The sequence below is a fragment of the Psychrobacter sp. ANT206 genome, from assembly GCF_056880555.1.
This window is the reverse complement of the sequence record NZ_CP096271.1, coordinates 262,143-279,766: the sequence shown is the minus strand read 5'-3', so window position 1 is coordinate 279,766 and position 17,624 is coordinate 262,143. Positions and strand designations below refer to the sequence as shown.

Here is a 17,624-nt window from a genome sequence, read left to right as displayed (position 1 = left end):
GGAACTTGCGCTGACTTATAGTGAAGGTTTGTTATAATAGCCTGCGACCAATCACCGTTAAACTCATCGCTTTAACATACTAAATCATCATGTCTAACGTATATAGCGTTCAGACTGCCACTAATATTTTAGTATGTATGTCGGTAATTTAGGAATCATTATGACCGAATCACTTTTAACGCCGCCGACTATTCCTGCATCAGAAAACACTGATAAGGTATTGCTACAACTAACCGGTCTAAAGAAAACCTATGATAATACTGAAGTCTTAAAAGACATCAATCTTGATATCAAGCATGGTGAGTTTATTACCTTACTCGGTCCTTCAGGCTGTGGTAAAACCACTCTACTACGACTGATTGCAGGGTTTGAACAGCCAAATGCAGGGGCGATTTATTTGGATGGCGTACAGATGGCAGGCTTGCCCGCTGATAAACGTCCGGTCAATACCGTGTTTCAGCAATATGCGCTATTTCCGCATATGACCGTCGCGCAAAATGTGGCGTATGGTCTAAAGCTAAGAAAAGTTCCTAAAGTTGAGATTCAAACGCGGGTACGTGAGATGCTAGCGATGGTGCAGCTAGAACATTTAGCCAATCGTCGCCCGCAGGATTTATCCGGTGGTCAGCAGCAGCGCGTTGCTATTGCACGTGCAGTCATCAATCGTCCTAAATTACTATTGCTCGATGAGCCTTTATCGGCGCTCGATCATAAGCTGCGTCTACAAATGCAGTCTGAGCTTAAACGCCTGCAGCGTGAGCTTGGCATTACTTTTGTCTTCGTTACCCATGATCAAGAAGAAGCGCTGTCGATGTCAGACCGCATTGCAGTAATGAAAGACGGCAAGTTTCAGCAAATTGGCACGCCTATTGATATTTACGAAACCCCTGCCAATTTATTCACTGCTAAGTTTATTGGCGAGACCAATTTATTTAAAGCGGAAGTCAAAGGTGTTTATCCTGAGCAGCCAGATCGTGATGGTCGCGTGACCAATGGTCGTATTGAGGTCGAAGTCTGCGAAGCACAAGTTCAAGATGGACCAACACCGGTGCGCAATCTGCGCCGACCCGATTTTGCCAACGATGTCCAAGTCGGCGATATCGTCAACTTATTGTTACGTCCTGAAGATTTACGGATTTATGATCCGACTGACAACACCCATGGTGGTTTATTAGGGCGGGTCATCGAAAGCAATTATAAAGGCAGTACCTTAGACTCTATTATTGAGCTGGCTAATGGTCATGTGATTAAAGCATCGGAATTTTTCGATGAAGATGACCCAAGTTTTGACTATAAGCTTAATGAAGGTGTAAAAGTGTCGTGGGTCGATGGTTGGGAGTGGGTATTGCCAGAAGAGGAAATCCACTAATGGCACATACTGGCATCAGCAATAAAAGCCCTTTTCGTACCGCAACGCTATGGCTGATTTGGGGCTGGCTTCTTATCTTTGCGCTATTACCCAATATATTAGTCATAGCCGTCAGCTTTTTGACCCGTGATAGCACAGCTTTTATCAGCTTACCTGTCAGCATAGACAGCTACGTGCGCATGATTGATCCGCTTTACTTTGATGTCTTCGTGCACTCATTATGGATGGCAGGGATTACTACGATAATCTGCCTACTACTCGGCTATCCTTTTGCTTGGTTTGTCTCACGCGTGAGCAAACGCTGGCAGCCTTTGTTAATGCTCATGCTGATATTGCCATTTTGGACCAACTCCCTAGTACGGACGTATGCGCTTAAATTATTATTTGCCAATAACGGGTTAATTAATAAATCCTTATTAGCCATAGGCGTTATTGATGCGCCCATTGATATTTTATATACCCAAGGCGCTGTGATTGCTGGTTTAACGTATTTATTGTTTCCGTTTATGGTGCTGCCGCTATATGCCGTGTTTAGCGATTTGCGCAATGATATGCTGCTTGCCTCGCAGGATTTGGGCGCATCGAAACCGCAAACCTTTTGGCATGTGGTACTACCCTTAACCACACCTGGTATTATCTCAGGGGTGCTGTTGGTACTATTGCCAGCAATGGGTATGTTTTATGTTGCCGATATTTTGGGCGGTTCACGCAACTTACTCGTTGGAAATATTATCAAGAATCAATTTTTAGATGCCCGTGATTGGCCATTTGGCGCGGCCGCCAGTGTGCTATTGACGCTTGCTATGGCGGTATTATTGCTTGCCTATCGCGCTAGTAGTCGCCGTATCGGCAAGACTGACTTTAGCGAGGTGGCCTAATGTCTGATAGTTCACTCAATGGCTCAACAAATAACAAATCGCCGAAAAACAAAAATCCCATAAGGTTTGGCAATATCGTCGCCAAAGGCTACCTTGGGCTGATTTATACTTTATTATATCTACCCATCATAGTATTGGTAGTGATGTCATTTAATAAGTCAAAAATTGGCTATAATTGGGGCGGCTTTAGTTTAAAGTGGTATGAGTCATTACTCAATAATCAGGCGATGTTAGATGCTTTTTGGCATTCGATTTTATTAGGTTTGGTTGCCGCTACGGTTTCTACAGTCATCGGTACATTAACGGCGCTTGCGCTGCATCGCTATGACTTTCGCGGTAAAGGTTTATTAAATGGGCTGCTATTTGTGCTGATGATGTCGCCTGAGATTGTCTTGGCGATATCGCTATTGGCGCTGTTTTTATTAATCGGACTGCAGCTCGGTTTTGTCTCGCTATTATTAGCGCATATTACTTTTTGCCTGCCATTTGTGGTCATTACCGTTTTTGCGCGTTTAAGTAGTTTGGATGAACGTTTGATGGAAGCAGCGCGAGATTTGGGTGCTAGCGAATCAATGATGGTGCGTACGGTCTTGATTCCAGTAATTTTCCCAGCGGTGATGGCAGGTTGGTTGCTAGCCTTTACCTTATCGCTTGATGATGTGGTGGTATCGACCTTTGTCACCGGCCCTAGCTATGAGATTTTGCCGCTACGTATTTATTCTATGGTGCGTGTGGGACTTAAGCCTGAGGTCAATGCTATTGGTACGATATTGCTGGTTGCTTCCTTAATTCTGGTTGTGATTTCACAGTTATTGCTACGTCGACGTTGATATTAATATTGCTCTAATCAGTTTCGCCTATCGGTATAACAGGTGTAATGCTTCTATCTGCTATACCTTATTTCTTTTTCACTTCAGTGGTTAGGTTACTTTATGCTAGAGCTCCGTCATCTTAATACGCTAACTGCGCTGCGAGCCCATGGATCATTGGCCGCTGCTGCCGATGAGCTGCATGTCACCGCCTCTGCGGTCTCCCATCAGTTAAAAGAACTAGAGAATTATTACGACATTAGTTTGGTAAATCGGCGCACGCGTCCGTTGACCTTTACGCCAGCTGGCAAAACGGTATTGGCACTGGCAGACAGCATTTTACCTCAGGTCACGCGCACCAAGTCAAACTTAAAACGCTTAGCCCATGGTCAAGCAGGCAGATTGCGCTTGGCGTCTGAATGTCATAGCTGCTTTGATTGGCTGATGCCGATTCTCAATCATTATCGCCGTGAGTGGTCAGATGTGGAGCTAGATTTTGCTACTGGTTTTGAGCCCGAGCCGCATCATTTATTGATGGAAGGTGATATTGATTTATTGATTACTACCAGTAATTTACCGATAGAATGTATCAGCTATCAGCCCTTATTTGAATATGAAAGTCGTTTGATACTATCGCCGACTCATGACTTGGCTGAGCAACAATTTATTCATGCCAAAGACTTAGTCGATGAAACCTTGATTGCTTATCCAGTGGAAGCTAAGCGCCTCGATATTATTGCCAATTTTATGTCGCCAGCACAGGTCAGCTTTAAAAGTATGCGTACCACCGAGCTAACCGCTATGTTGATTCAGTTGGTTGCTAGTGAACGCGGGGTGGCAGCACTCCCCGACTGGGTGGTCGCTGAATATGAAAAAAAAGGCTGGGTAGTTTCGCGCCCATTAGGTAGCGGCGTCTACTGTCAGCTCTATGCGGCAACGCGCACCTCGAGCCAGGATACGGCGTATATGCAAGGGTTTGCCAGTTTATTAGAAGGTATCGTAAAACCGGTATAGCCAGTGCTTTTTTTAGAAATTGTTAAAAAAAGAGCGGTATTAAAAACTAATATGGCTCTTTTTTATCGCTGCATTTTTATTATTATAAAACCAACTTAAAGAAATAAAATCCAAGTGCCGTTGCTAATAACGTCAGCCCCACATGTAGCCCAATTAGCCCTAAGCCCGCAAGCAGTTTGCCATTATGTATAAAGGTAAATACCTCAACGCTAAAGGTACTAAAAGTCGTCAGTCCACCCAAGAAGCCAGTTATCACAAACAGTCTAATATTGGGAGACAAACCGCTGCCCACACGTTCGAACCACACCAAGGCCAGCCCTATCAATAGCCCACCTAAAACATTGGCGCCAAGCGTCCCAAGTGGTATCCAGTGGTGCATCGGGTTAAAACGCGCTAGCCACCCTCGCAGGCAAGCGCCAATGGCAGCACCTAATCCAATCGCAAGCCACTGCATAAGTTATCCTTGAGTGATATAAAGTTTAATAAATTGGATACAAGCAACTTTCTAGCGCTTATACCGCAGGCAACTCGGTCATTGGCCAACGTGGCACGCAGCTGACAGCCAAATCATCGGACTGCCCTGCTTGCAAACGCTCATAACCGGCATAAGCAATCATTGCACCATTATCAGTACATAAAGCAGGCGGTGCATAATATACGGTCGCATTGATTTTAGCCAGTTCACGTTCGAGAGTGGCACGCAGATGACTATTGGCACTGACACCGCCTGCTATTACCAATCGGCTCATATTGACTTGCTTAAGCGCTTTGACACATTTTTTCACCAAGGTATCAACCACAGCATGCTGAAAACTGGCGGCAATATCAGCACGGACTTGCGGGTCACTATCAGAAGCACTTCCTGAACCCGCTGAACCGCCTGAGCCATCAGTATCTTTGATGAGGTTATGTACTGCTGTTTTCATACCGCTAAAAGAAAATTCCAAACCGCGATGTAACATTGGTCTAGGCAGACTATAAGCATTCGGATTGCCATTTTCCGCTAATTTAGCGATATTAGGACCACCCGGATATGGCAAGCCCAACATCTTCGCCGCTTTATCAAAACACTCACCTGCCGCATCATCAATGGATTCGCCAAGGATTTCATATTGACCAATACCATGCGCAGCAATGAGTAGCGTATGCCCACCAGAAACAAGTAAGGAGACAAACGGAAACGCTGGTGGATTCGCACCCATCAGCGGTGCCAATAGATGCCCTTCCATATGATGAACACCAATCGCTGGAATATCTAACCCATAAGCCAAGCTACGACCAAACAATGCACCCGTCATCAAGGCGCCGATAAGCCCCGGACCCTTGGTATAAGCGATGGCATCAATCTCATCTTTAGTGATGTTGCATTGCTGCAAAAGCTCGTTAAATAAAGGCACTAACTTACGGATATGATCGCGACTAGCAAGCTCAGGCACCACGCCACCATAAAGGGCGTGCAGCTCTATTTGTGAATACAGTACCTGCCCAAGTAGACCTTTATTATCGCTCGTTACCTGCTCGCTATCAAAAATCGCTAGACCCGTCTCATCGCAAGAGGTCTCTAAACCCAATACTTTCATCTATGTGCCTTTATATTTTGCCTTGTAGCGTGAATAAAAAACCACCACTGTAAGCTTACAATGGCGGTCAGTTTAGCAAATTTCAATCAATAATATTTAGCTAGCTGCAGCAACCATATAATCAACAGCCGCATGAACTTGTGCCTCACTGACTTCAGCGCTTGCCTGCGCAGGCATTTTGTTAAAGCCCTTGGCAGAGTGCATATGCAGTGTATCGATACCTTTGGCAATTCGTGGTGCCCACGCTTCTTTATTACCGAATAATGGCGCGGCTAATAAACCTTTTTCATGACAGACTTTACATTGTTTTTCATACAATGCAGCACCTGCATCAGCAGCCAACACTTCAGGCTCAGCAGCGGCAGCACTTACTTCTTCCGCTTTTACTTCTGACACCTCAACTGTTTCTACTTCAACAACAGGCTCAGCTTCAGCAGGCGCTGCTGGCTCGACAACCACAGCTTCGGTTTCATTAACCACCGCAGGCTCATCAGTGGGAGTGTTATCACCACCGCTACAGGCGCTAAGCGTCAATAACACACTAAGACTTAGACCAGACAGCGCTAACTTAACAACTGATCTTTTCTTTATTACAGCTTGTTTAACAGTCATGGTTGTTTCCTCATCTATAGATGGTTAGTGACACCGCTCATTATTGAATACTGCCTTCAAGCAGGATTAATTGGTTGCAGGTTCAGCTGAATCCGTCGCCAGCACTTCAGTACTATTGGCAGTATCGGCAGTCGCCACAGCGGTATCAGAACTATCAGCGCTTACCGTTGCATCAGCGGCTGTTCCCTCTACTGCGACAGCCCCTTCTTCAGTACTCATCGTCGCATCTGTTGTCGCATCAGCTGCTGGCATTGGCGCTGTTGCTGGGAAATCCATCTTTTCTGCTGCAGGTGCATTCGCGCGAGCAATCTCTGCTGCCTCATCAACACGATCGACGGCTAAAATGTGATCTGACTCTTCACCTTCTTTCTCACTACTACAAGCACTGACACCAAAACCAAGAGCGACGATAAATGCTGTACTTAGCGCCGTATTGAGTACTGATTTTTTCATTCCAACATCCTTAATAAAGTGCACATAAAACGATTGATATTATGCAAATTATCATAGCATAAACTTGGCCTAAACCGTTATAGACAGTAGGGGTTTTATTTATACTGATGCTATTTAGTAAATAACCCGTTTATCCTTCCTAAAGAACGTTTAGCTATAAATGACTTACGACCCTTATTGCTGGCAGCAGTTTGCAACTTAATGATAGTTATAGATTAATAAGTAAAAGCCTTTGACTTTATTGCGATTTTTTATTAAAATAGGCGCCCTTGTGCTATTGCGCAAGATTGTCCTAGTTTGAGCTGATGCCAGTAATCTTGAGATATTACGGCTAAATACTAATACACAGCCAAACTAATGCCCTTATATCTCATCCTAATCGAGGAGTCTTCATGCCTGCAGTTAAGGTTAAAGAAAACGAACCAGTTGATATCGCTATCCGTCGTTTTAAACGTGCTTGTGAAAAAGCTGGCGTATTGTCAGATGTACGTAAGCGTGAATTTTATGAAAAACCAACGCAAGTACGCAAGCGCAAAAAAGCTGCTGCAGTAAAGCGTTATAAAAAGAAATTACAACGCGAAACTATTCGTACCACTCGTATGTACTAATCGATAAGTCGATTAGCTAAATACCAGCGCTACACTAACGCCACTGTTATCCGATGATATCAGTGGCGTTTTTTATGCTACAATTTTTGTTATTACTATCATTGGTTCTAACACTTTCTATTATAAAGCTTGTTCTGATTAGTAAACTTTTTACACAAACTTTTTACCTATAATCATAAGGAATAACAACAATGAGCCAAATTAAACAGATGCTAACTGACACCATCAAAGTCTCCATGAAAGCACGTGAGATTGAACGGGTCAAAGTACTGCGTAACGTACAAGCGGTTATCAAACAAATTGAGATTGACCGTCGAATAGAGCTCGATGATGCCGAAGTTTTGGAGATATTACAGAAACAGCTCAAACAGCGCCATGAGTCATTGACTATTTTTACCGAAAATGGTCGTGATGACTTGGCAACCAAAGAGCAGTTTGAGATTGATATTATCAATGAATATATGCCAAAACAGATGGATGATGCGGAGATTACTGCCTTGGTAAACGCAGAAATCGCTGAGCAAGGCGCAACGTCAATGCGTGATATGGGTAGCGTGATGGGTATATTAAAAACGAAAACTGCGGGTCGTGCTGACCCTGCCTTAATCTCAAAGCTGGTCAAAGACGCGCTACAAGGTTAATCGCTACAGCATATTGATAAAATCAACGCTTTTTCTATATAGCGCTTTATAGCAGTTAGTTATCAAAAGACCGCCTAAGGCTTAAAATCTTTGGCGGTTTTTACGGCTTTGATTTCGGCGTTAATATTGGCAAGCAGTGGACGAGCGCTATTGGCTTGAGCTGTATTTTGTAAATTTTCTGTCAATTTTTTGGCTTGTGTCAAAGAAGTCAGCGCGCGCTCGTAGCTTCCACTCCATAGTTGGTCATGACTGCGGTAACGTAGTGCATTAATAGTAGCAATACTTTTTAGCGGTGCAGAATTGGTGGTCTTTGCCAATTTTTCATTGGCCAATTGCAAACTTTGCCAAGCATAACGGTCGCTTGGTTGCTGTTCAGTCAATGGCTTAAGCAATGCTTGGGCTTTGGTTGGCTGATTACTATTGGTCAATGCTTCCGCCAGATAAAGTCGTAAGTCACGGCGCTCAGGATACAAGCGCTGCTGACTCTCTAATATTTCAGCAGCTTGTTGCCATTTATTTTGTTCCGTCAAAATCTGGCTTTGGGTAATGGACAATAATGGCTCGAGCACTTGGCGCTTCGCTATCGGCAATGCCGACAGCTCGACAAATAAATTGTCTGCTTCTTTAAAGCGCTGCTGCTCTCCATACCAGTGCATCAGCGCAAGCTTTGCCCCGACGCTGTTTTTTGCCGCAGTCGTTAACGCAGTCTCTGAAGCATGCTTTCCGGTACTTTGTACGCGCCAATAAAGTAAATCAAACAGAGCTTGATGGCGCTGCTGTTGATTTAACGGCAGCGTATTATAACGCTGCGCGCGGCTTTGAGATTCACTCAAACGCTCATTACTCAGTGGATGAGAGCGGATAAAGCTTGGCAAAAACTGATTGGCGGTTTGATTCATCTGGCTTTTTTGATTCATGGTCGCAAAGAAGCGCGGCATCGCCCGTGGGTCATAGCCAGCTTGGTTCATGATTTGCATACCGACCCGATCAGCATCACGTTCATTATTACGACTAAACGCCATACTACTATTCATCGTGGCGGTTTGGCTACCCATCATCACTGCTGCTGCCGCATCACCATCGACGGTCGATGCAGCAATCGCGGCGAGCATGCCACCTATTTGCATCAGCAAGGCTTTTTTGCGCTCATCAGCGCCGCTTTCATAATGACGCTGACTGATGTGCGCGACCTCATGAGCCACAACGCTTGCCAGCTCATCCATGCTGTTTGCAGCCAATATAGTGCCGGTATTAAGACCAATTACGCCGCCTGGAGCCGCAAATGCATTAATACTTGGGTTATCGATAATGACCAAACCAAGCGGTGCTTGCTGGCGCGCTTGGGCATTGAGCCGCCATGTTAGTTCTTTGACCGTTTCTTGAATCCAAGGGTCATGCTCCATCTTTACACGACCATTGATGTTTCTTAATGACCATTCACCAAGCAATTTATTTTGATATTGCTCATCAAAGCTCAGCCCTTGCCCCCGTAAACTGGGCAAACTTAGCTCTTCTGTGTTAGTGGTTTGCCATGAATCATAGCTCAATGGCACCGCTTGGCTTTTGCTATAGGCGGCGCTTGTACAGGCCAATAATATCGTTGACAGGGCTACCTTTAGCGCAAGCACTGGCGACAGAGGACGGTTTACCTGTTTAGATAATGGTGCTGTCTGTCTGCTTTTATCCTGCATAAATGCACAGTGATGCTGTGCATTTATTAGCGGCTTATCAAGCATTGCTTGTTTTTTAGAATAATCCAAGTGCGTACCCTATATGTATAATCATAACGTGCTTTGACTATACGAGCTTGTCTATTGAAGGTCAATTGCCGTCTGCCTGTCGCTACTAATAACTCCGCAGAGCGTCACTATTGCGCAACATGGTTATGTGAACCTATTAGATAAGTCTAATATAAAAATATGAAGATCAATACTACTCAGTTGTTCTGATTGATCAAACGCGATGATGACTATATTCAACTGCAATTGAATACAGGCAATTTGCTATAATGGTTGCTTATAAAACCGTCGGCGTCACAGCACAATCGCCATGTTGTATTAAGATAGTATTATCCATAAATATTGCAATGCTAAGCATTAGACTGAAACACAAGGTTTAATATTAGCCACGTTAAAGGTTTATTTTATGTCTGCTGATAGCCCATCCATCATGGTACGAGCCTCTTATCCGATATGTTTGGGAGAGACTGTGTCTAAGAGCAAGCAGCAATCAATCAAGCAGATCCTAGACTTATTACCAACAGATGACATCAACTTAAATGATAAAACAGATGACATCAACTTAAATGATAAAACAGATTTGAGTAAACCAGTACTTGTTATCAAAGATATGGTCGATGGTCGCGGACTTGCCTGCCCGATGCCACTGTTAAAAACTAAGGTCGCATTACGCAGTGTCGTCTCTGGGGAGTCATTGTACGTTGTGGCAACTGACCCAAATTCTCAAGCTGACATTATGGCTTTTTGTCAGCAAAGCTTACAAACAAAAGCCACAAACCCGCTATTGCTTAGTATTAATCAAGCCACCGTATCAGACAGTGAAGGATTTAGCGCCAGCCAATCTAAATATTCTGTTGATACAATATATCACTTTATCATTACCAAAACTGATAGCAACTAAGCGTCGCTATCCTTTACAATTACAACTATAAAGATTTTTATCTGACTGTTTGCTTATCTATTTAACCAAGGTCAAGAATATGGCTAATACCACTACTAACGCTGCAAATAACCGTAAAAAAGACAGCGCTGTTCCTGAAATAAACGAAGCGCGCGATGCAGCACTGAAAGCGGCAGCTGAGCGTCCGCCTTATGATGCCAGCGCGCTTGGCGATACCAGTACCCGTGATTTGGTACCTGCCATGCCGACGCATTTGTCCGCACCTGGGGTGAATTTGGGTGCTTATATTAATACCGTGCACCAAATCCCTATCTTGACTCCGACGCAAGAGCAAGAGCTTGCCCATCGCTATTATGATGAAGGCGATGTGGAAGCGGCGCGTTTACTGGTCATGTCGCATTTGCGTTTTGTCATTCATATTGCCCGCAGCTATTCAGGCTATGGATTACCGCAAGCAGATTTGATCCAAGAAGGTAATTTGGGACTTATGAAGGCGGTAAAGCGTTTTGATCCTAACAAAGGCGTACGTCTAGTATCATTTGCAGTGCATTGGATTAAAGCAGAGATTCATGAATTTGTCATCCGTAACTGGCGTATTGTAAAAGTTGCTACAACCAAGGCGCATCGTAAACTGTTCTTTAACTTACGCAGTTTAAAAAAGACCAACAATCAGTTGACCCTCGAAGAAGCCGATGCGATTGCCAATGACTTAAACGTTACTCGCAAGCAAGTGCTTGAGATGGAGTCGCGCCTGACCTCTTATGATGCGTCATTTGAGGCGCAATCAAGTGATGATGACGATGGACGTTATGCGCCGCAGCTATTTTTAGAAGATGGCATTGACCCTGCCGAAATCGTCGAAGAATCTGACTGGGAAGAAAATAATTCATCAGCCTTGATTGCTGCAATGGAAACCTTGGATGATCGCTCACGTGATATTGTCGAGCAGCGCTGGTTATCTGAGCAAAAATCAACGCTGCATGAGTTGGCAGCGGTCTACTCTATCTCTGCTGAGCGCGTACGCCAAATTGAGAAAAACGCCATGGATAAAATCCGTGAAGCGATGACCATCGACAGTGTGATTTTGCCTGATGATATTCAATAATTTACCTATCAGTAAGACAAATGTCTTTGCCTAGTAAGCATTTATTCAACAATACGAGTACAACCATGTTCAATTGGATAAGTATCGCGGCGATCAATATGGCTATCGCCGTTGCTTTAGGCGCGTTTGGCGCGCATGGTCTCAAAGCTATGGTCAACACTCAACAGCTAGGATGGTGGCAGACGGCAACCTTGTATTGGTTTGTCCATTCGCTTGGATTATTACTTGTTGGTATCCTTATTCGCTTAAACTATGCAACCCAAACCGCCGCATGGTTATTACAAATTGGTGTCATTATTTTTGCGGGTAGTTTATACGCCATGACACTTGGCGCGCCACGTTGGTTCGGTGCCATTACGCCTATTGGCGGTGTGCTGATGATTGCAGGTTGGTTATGGCTTGCGCTATCTTCAGCACGCTTAACAAATAGCTAATTGATTTAAATAAGAAATAATCTTATTTAAATCAATTAGCTACGTTAGTGTTGGTAATAGTGAAAATAGTAAGGCTAAATAGGAATTTTGGATTATTAGGGAGCACGATTTATGAGCAATATTAGTGTCAATGGTAAGAAGTTACAGACGACTCATCAAACGGTACAATTGGTTGTCAATGAGCTTGGGCTTAGTAACGGTCGTTATGCGGTAGAAGTCGATGGTGAACTGATTCCTAAAAGTGAGCTTGATAAGCTACATATTGTTGAAGGCATGACTATTGAAGTAGTACAGGCTGTAGGCGGTGGCTAAGGTTTTTAACCATTGAAATAGAAAGTCGTTTTTGATACATAGCATTTTAGAAAATTACACTGTAAAACCTAACGTTTACAACCCTTTCCTTTTTAAATTTATTATAAAAAAGACCTCAACGATTATTCGTTTGAGGTCTTTTTTTACTTAGCGTCTTAGGCTTGCTGAATTGCTCATTTTTGAGCATGTCATGTATTCAATTTACTGAGGAATACTCGTCAATTTAATAATCTTGCTATGTGTGCATTTATTTACTGGCTAATGATAATTAAAATTTTATGACACAGCAAGCTATCACTAAACTGCAGGCTCAGCTTCAGCCGTCATCAAATCTTCATAGCGTGCATCACGCCCTGCACCCTGTGTTTTTTTGCTCTCCATCTTTGTTTTATACTTCCGTACTTGTCTATCAAGTTTGTCTGCCATCTCATTTATGGCTTTATACATATCATCATCAAGAGCTTGGACAAACATCTCTTTACCCGAGACTCGCATGATAGCTTCAGCCTTATGGCTCTTTTTAGCACCGCTGTTATCTAGCGATAGAATCACTTGAATACTTTGAATCTGATCGAAGTGACGCTCGACTTTTTCAAGTTTTTCGCGAACTGCGGTGTCCATGGCATCGGTAATACTGATATGGTGACCACTGATAGAAACATTCATATTATTGTCCTCTTATTAGTACTTACAATCAACAGATGAGGTCGCATCGCTGCTCTTGTCATCCTGCCTTACCACAAAATAATCTTGTATCTTTATCCTCAACGCCTTTAATAGCAGTGCTTTTAATAAAATATCGACATATCCTTTTATCGTCTTTTTATCTCATCCCTAATGACTGACTACATAAATTTGCTAAATCGACACTTTGATTTTGTTGTTGGTATGACTCTAATTTGTCATGAAAACCTGCTAGTAGCAAGGCTTTATATTGTAATTAAATGTAATAAAATCGGTTGTTTCTTTAATGTTTCTATATAATCAGAAAATTTTATTTTTTATATTTCCTATAGAATATTTTGATTATTAATCACCTCTTTAGATAACTTATTGAATTCAGACCATTAATATTTTTGTTTGCGCTGTGTAGATGAGCCAATATTCATTGCTTCACGATATTTAGCGACTGTTCTTCTGGCAATATCGATACCTTCTGCCAACAAATAATCTTTTATCTTACTATCAGACAATGGCTTTTTGGGCTCTTCATCAGCGATAAGCTGCTTAATCATCGCGCTGATAGCAGTTGATGAGATATCACCATCGCTGCTGCTAACATGTGATGAAAAGAAATGCTTGAGCGAAAACAGTCCTTGCGGTGTCAAAATGGTCTTGCTAGTGGTCAGGCGCGAGACCGTTGATTCATGTAAATCGACTTCGTCTGCAATCACCTTTAAAATAAGCGGTTGCATAGCAGTGGCGCCATACTGCAAAAAAGATTGCTGGTAGCGCACGATGCTAGTGGCCACCTTTAAAAGGTTCTGATTACGCTCTTCGATACTGCGAATAAACAAGCGCGCATCAGTGAGGTTTTCACGCAGATATTGATTATCAGGGCTATTATCGCCGCGCTTAACAAGGTTGGCATATTCTTGGTTGACTCGTAGTTTTGGCAAGGTTTCAGGGTTTAGACGTACCTGCCAGCCATCTTCTTGAGTAGATGTGGTGGTGTTTTGATGAGCATCATGGCGACGGATAGGCGTCACCAATACATCAGGGATATCATAGCTGTCGGGCGACTGAGTATAATCCGGTTGGCGGCTTTGAAATAGCAATCCTGGTGAAGGATTTAAAGTACGCAACAGCGTAAGCGCAGGGGTAATCTCATGAGCCGCAAGTCCTGTGCGCTCAGTTAAGGCGTTAATATTATTACTGACCAGATGCTCACTGGCAGATAAGAGCGCTTGGGCTTGTTTTAGATAAGGCGTGTCAGTGTCGAGCTTAGATAGCTGAATCGCTAAGCATTCACTTAGATTGCGTGCGCCAACCCCCAGCGGATCACAGGATTGAATCATGCGCAATACCGCCATTACCTCATCCTGCTCAACGCGCTCATCCCACTGATAAAAGCTCGCAATGGTATCAAAGCTCTGTAGCAACTCCTCGATATCGAGCCGTACAAAACCCATGTCGTCCATAGAATCCATCAAATACTCAGCGATAAGAGTATCTGTCTCTGAGAGACGTTTAAAATTCAGCTGCCAACGCACATGGTCTTGAATCGTCGCATTGGTACTGCCCTCATAGCGATCAAAGTCCTCAGAATCTGGACGCGCTGATATGCTGCCTGAACCAGTACTGGCGGTGCTAAAACCGTCATAATTTGCATTAGGGCTATCATAGTTTGAGCTTTCATAGTTTGAGCCTTCAAAGTCTTCAAGCGTATAACTGTCGATGGCATCCGTATCAAAACCGTCTTGCTGCAATTTATCTAGACTATCATTAGTAAAGCTATCGCTAGTACTGTCATCATAGTCAAATCCATCTTCATTATTTGATGAAGGAGATATAGAAAACGTATCAGAAGCAGTACTCTGATTCCAACTGTCTAACGTTAGTGGCTCGCCAAACTCATCTAATGCGTCTTTATCCATACTTTCGTACTCATCTTCATCGTTTTCGATGCGTTCTAGTAATGGATTACTGTCCAGCTTCGCTTGAACCTCTTGCGCCAGCTCAAGACTAGAGAGCTGCAGCAATTTAATAGCTTGCTGCATTTGCGGGGTCAGTTTTTGTGAGGTGCTTAGCGTGGTCGCCAATCCGAACGACATACTCATGGGCAGTTTATTACACTCCAGTCTTGGTAATATTGTCTTTGTAATGCTGATTAGTGAGCGGTTTACCCTTAACAGGACATGACGATAGCATTTTTTGCGACAATTTTGCTATGATAATTTATGCCCTTGCCAGATAAGTGAATGACAAACCTCTGTCCGTAGCTTTCTGGTAGCTTCTAAAGAATACTTTAATAAAAATTTATACCTGTGCATAGTTGCATAGAATGATTTGCGGAGTAAGGTTCAAATAAACCATTAATAATGACAAACCTGAAAACGTTTTATAAGAGATATATAACATTAACAATATTGAGAAGCCTGCTATGAATGAACATATAAATAACATACAGCTGACCGTTGCTGCTATCCAAATGAATAGCCAGCAAAGCACTGAAGACAATCTGTCGGATATAAAATCCGCTATTATGGATGCTCGTGCACAAGGTGCGCAGCTTGTCGTACTACCAGAAAACTGCTGTAGCATGGGTAGACAGTTTGCTACTGCAGAGCAGTTCGATGCGCTGTCAGCGACGATAGCGGAATATGCATGTACGTATGGTATATACGTACTAGCGGGCTCTCTGCCCTGCCCATATCGCCCTGACGGTATGATTGTGCCTGATGGTAGATTACGCCAAGTAAGCCTATTGTTTGCGCCGGATGGTACACAAGTGGCGCGCTATGACAAGATTCACTTATTCACCGCGACCGTCGCCGATAAGCAAGGCAGTTATAACGAAGCGGCGACGTTTGAGCCAGGTACGCAGACGGTCGTGGCAGCGCTCGAAGTAAATGATGATGTTTATCAGCTCGGTATGATGGTTTGCTTTGATCTACGCTTTCCTGCATTGGCGCAGCGTCTGCGGCAAGCAGGCGCAGAACTATTAAGTGCGCCATCTGCTTTTACGTATCTAACAGGACAAGCCCATTGGTCGCTCTTACTGCAAGCACGAGCTTTAGACAGTCAATGTATGGTCATTGGAGCAGCACAAGGCGGTGAGCATGCGTACAAAGACGGTCATACACGTCAGACGTGGGGACATACGACGATTAGCGCTTATGATGGAACTGTAATGAGCAGCTATAATGATAGCGAATTGAACCCATCTTTGAATAAAGACCATAAAAATTATGCTTTGGTCCTAGCGACGTTAGATAGACAAGCGCAAAATCAGGGACGACAAAAGATGCCTATCTTTGATAGTCATCGTTTGGCATAAAATAATTTTTATAAAAGCTTCTTGATAAAAGGGTTTTTCAATCAAAACAATTTGTGATGAAAGACACTTTTAAAATTAAAGGGTTGAATCGCTGTCTTTTGATACGTGAGTGGCTCGAGGATGGGCGCGGTCATAGACTTGGGTCAATTTAGCAAAATCGACATGGGTATAAATTTGCGTGGTACTGATATCGCTATGCCCAAGCATCTCTTGGACAGCGCGCAAGTCGCCACTCCCTGATAACATATGTGATGCAAAGCAATGGCGCAATAGATGCGGATACATGTTTTGAGCAATACCAGCACGAGTAGCAGCAACTTTAAGACGCTGCTGCACGGCCCGTGTTGATAAACGTGTACCCAGTTTTTCACTAATAAATAATGCACTGTCCATCTGCTCTACCCACAGATTACGGTGCGGTAAATAACGACGAATGGCGTCAGCCGCTTTTATCCCTAAAGGTACTAGACGTGTCTTATTCCCTTTACCGGTCACGCGTACCCGCAAATCAGCCAAGTCCACATCTACTATATCTAACGCGACGAGCTCGCCGACACGTAAACCACTGCTATAAAGCAATTCAAACATCGCCTTATCACGTAGCCATAATCGTGCTTGTTCAGGTGTATCGGGGATTTCTTGATCGAGCAATTGTGTCAATAAATCCACATCTGCGATAGAGGGTAATGGTCTAGGGCTGCGCTTGAGCTGATAGCCTGTGGTTGGATTGATACGTGCCAAATCCTCTTCTATCAGCCAGCCATAAAAATGACGAATGGCTGATAACTCTTGCTGGACGCTGGCAAGGGCTAGCTTGTCTTCATCAAGGCGTTGGCTGATATGCTGTGCTAATTGGCGTTTATCACAGCGCGTCCACGTCAAGCGTTTACCGCGCAGAAACAGAGCCAGTTGATTCAAGCCTGCAAAATAGGCCGTCAATGTATGCGGCGAGTGATTGCGCACAGACAAGACATTTAGCCAACGATGCACAGGGGCTAATAATTCACTTAACGCGGCATCAGCTTCTATGGTGATTGCCAATCCTGCTGATAGCCATGACGGTGAAGCGGATTTTTTATCAGATTGTGCGTCTGTCACTTGAGATTTCTTATAAGACATCACCATATTGAAAACAACCCCATTACCTATATCTAGCTAGTAAAAATAAC

At 43.6% G+C, this 17,624-nt stretch carries 19 protein-coding genes; 11 read left to right on the top strand and 8 right to left on the bottom strand.

Annotation, left to right across the window (positions count from 1 at the left end; all coding sequences use genetic code 11):
- The first annotated feature begins 160 nt into the window (after window positions 1-160).
- The 4 genes from potA (at window position 161) to M0221_RS01200 (ending at window position 4,070) form a co-directional block, all read left to right on the top strand.
- A complete protein-coding gene (gene potA, locus M0221_RS01215; protein ID WP_483284116.1) occupies window positions 161-1,369 on the top strand; it encodes a spermidine/putrescine ABC transporter ATP-binding protein PotA in 1,209 nt (402 codons plus the stop codon).
- Window positions 1,369-2,247: a spermidine/putrescine ABC transporter permease PotB gene (gene potB, locus M0221_RS01210; RefSeq protein ID WP_483284115.1), complete on the top strand. Its 879-nt coding sequence runs from the start codon at window positions 1,369-1,371 to the stop codon at window positions 2,245-2,247. Before potA ends, potB begins: the two co-directional genes overlap by 1 nt.
- Window positions 2,247-3,077, top strand: coding sequence for a spermidine/putrescine ABC transporter permease PotC (potC, locus tag M0221_RS01205; protein ID WP_483284114.1), 831 nt, complete (start codon window positions 2,247-2,249; stop codon window positions 3,075-3,077). Before potB ends, potC begins: the two co-directional genes overlap by 1 nt.
- A gap of 102 nt (window positions 3,078-3,179) precedes the next feature.
- Window positions 3,180-4,070 carry a LysR family transcriptional regulator gene (locus M0221_RS01200; RefSeq protein WP_483284113.1) on the top strand — a complete coding sequence of 297 codons (891 nt, stop codon included), beginning with the start codon at window positions 3,180-3,182 and terminating at the stop codon, window positions 4,068-4,070.
- Window positions 4,071-4,152: 82 nt separating this feature from the next.
- On the opposite strand, the gene M0221_RS01195 is transcribed toward M0221_RS01200, so the two are convergent.
- The 4 genes from M0221_RS01195 to M0221_RS01180 all read right to left on the bottom strand — a co-directional run bounded on the left by M0221_RS01195 (window position 4,153) and on the right by M0221_RS01180 (window position 6,715).
- The gene (locus M0221_RS01195; RefSeq protein ID WP_011512607.1) at window positions 4,153-4,524 is read right to left on the bottom strand and encodes a CrcB family protein; all 372 of its coding nucleotides are present in this window, start codon (window positions 4,522-4,524) and stop codon (window positions 4,153-4,155) included.
- Between the two features lie 58 nt (window positions 4,525-4,582).
- Complete coding sequence (gene tsaD / locus M0221_RS01190; protein WP_483284112.1) at window positions 4,583-5,650, bottom strand: tRNA (adenosine(37)-N6)-threonylcarbamoyltransferase complex transferase subunit TsaD; 1,068 nt, start codon at window positions 5,648-5,650, stop codon at window positions 4,583-4,585.
- Window positions 5,651-5,746: 96 nt separating this feature from the next.
- A complete protein-coding gene (locus tag M0221_RS01185; RefSeq protein ID WP_483284111.1) occupies window positions 5,747-6,262 on the bottom strand; it encodes a c-type cytochrome in 516 nt (171 codons plus the stop codon).
- A 66-nt stretch (window positions 6,263-6,328) separates the two neighbouring features.
- A complete protein-coding gene (locus M0221_RS01180) occupies window positions 6,329-6,715 on the bottom strand; it encodes a hypothetical protein (protein WP_483284110.1) in 387 nt (128 codons plus the stop codon).
- 392 nt (window positions 6,716-7,107) lie between these two features.
- On the opposite strand from M0221_RS01180, the gene rpsU reads away from it, so the two are divergent.
- Window positions 7,108-7,323, top strand: coding sequence for a 30S ribosomal protein S21 (gene rpsU, locus M0221_RS01175; RefSeq protein WP_010195908.1), 216 nt, complete (start codon window positions 7,108-7,110; stop codon window positions 7,321-7,323).
- A gap of 191 nt (window positions 7,324-7,514) precedes the next feature.
- Window positions 7,515-7,964 carry a GatB/YqeY domain-containing protein gene (locus M0221_RS01170; protein WP_483284109.1) on the top strand — a complete coding sequence of 150 codons (450 nt, stop codon included), beginning with the start codon at window positions 7,515-7,517 and terminating at the stop codon, window positions 7,962-7,964.
- 74 nt (window positions 7,965-8,038) lie between these two features.
- Here M0221_RS01170 and M0221_RS01165 read toward each other — a convergent pair whose 3' ends face one another.
- Window positions 8,039-9,724, bottom strand: coding sequence for a M48 family metalloprotease (locus tag M0221_RS01165; RefSeq protein ID WP_483284108.1), 1,686 nt, complete (start codon window positions 9,722-9,724; stop codon window positions 8,039-8,041).
- 385 nt (window positions 9,725-10,109) lie between these two features.
- Here M0221_RS01165 and M0221_RS01160 point away from each other — a divergent pair, with 385 nt between their 5' ends.
- From M0221_RS01160 to thiS, 4 genes are all read left to right on the top strand, one after another.
- Entirely contained in the window at window positions 10,110-10,604 is a 495-nt protein-coding gene (locus tag M0221_RS01160) for a sulfurtransferase TusA family protein (RefSeq protein WP_483284107.1), read from the top strand.
- Window positions 10,605-10,845: 241 nt separating this feature from the next.
- Complete coding sequence (gene rpoH, locus M0221_RS01155) at window positions 10,846-11,709, top strand: RNA polymerase sigma factor RpoH (protein ID WP_011512600.1); 864 nt, start codon at window positions 10,846-10,848, stop codon at window positions 11,707-11,709.
- 65 nt (window positions 11,710-11,774) lie between these two features.
- The gene (locus tag M0221_RS01150; protein WP_201530492.1) at window positions 11,775-12,143 is read left to right on the top strand and encodes a DUF423 domain-containing protein; all 369 of its coding nucleotides are present in this window, start codon (window positions 11,775-11,777) and stop codon (window positions 12,141-12,143) included.
- A gap of 111 nt (window positions 12,144-12,254) precedes the next feature.
- On the top strand, window positions 12,255-12,455 hold the full coding sequence (gene thiS / locus M0221_RS01145; RefSeq protein ID WP_011512598.1) for a sulfur carrier protein ThiS: 201 nt from the start codon (window positions 12,255-12,257) through the stop codon (window positions 12,453-12,455).
- A gap of 297 nt (window positions 12,456-12,752) precedes the next feature.
- Here thiS and hpf read toward each other — a convergent pair whose 3' ends face one another.
- Window positions 12,753-13,121 carry a ribosome hibernation-promoting factor, HPF/YfiA family gene (hpf, locus tag M0221_RS01140; RefSeq protein WP_149408943.1) on the bottom strand — a complete coding sequence of 123 codons (369 nt, stop codon included), beginning with the start codon at window positions 13,119-13,121 and terminating at the stop codon, window positions 12,753-12,755.
- 401 nt (window positions 13,122-13,522) lie between these two features.
- On the bottom strand, window positions 13,523-15,235 hold the full coding sequence (gene rpoN, locus M0221_RS01135; protein ID WP_483284106.1) for an RNA polymerase factor sigma-54: 1,713 nt from the start codon (window positions 15,233-15,235) through the stop codon (window positions 13,523-13,525).
- Between the two features lie 323 nt (window positions 15,236-15,558).
- On the opposite strand from rpoN, the gene M0221_RS01130 reads away from it, so the two are divergent.
- A complete protein-coding gene (locus M0221_RS01130; RefSeq protein WP_483284105.1) occupies window positions 15,559-16,455 on the top strand; it encodes a nitrilase-related carbon-nitrogen hydrolase in 897 nt (298 codons plus the stop codon).
- A gap of 75 nt (window positions 16,456-16,530) precedes the next feature.
- On the opposite strand, the gene M0221_RS01125 is transcribed toward M0221_RS01130, so the two are convergent.
- The gene (locus M0221_RS01125; RefSeq protein ID WP_483284104.1) at window positions 16,531-17,580 is read right to left on the bottom strand and encodes a tyrosine recombinase XerC; all 1,050 of its coding nucleotides are present in this window, start codon (window positions 17,578-17,580) and stop codon (window positions 16,531-16,533) included.
- Window positions 17,581-17,624: the final 44 nt, after the last annotated feature.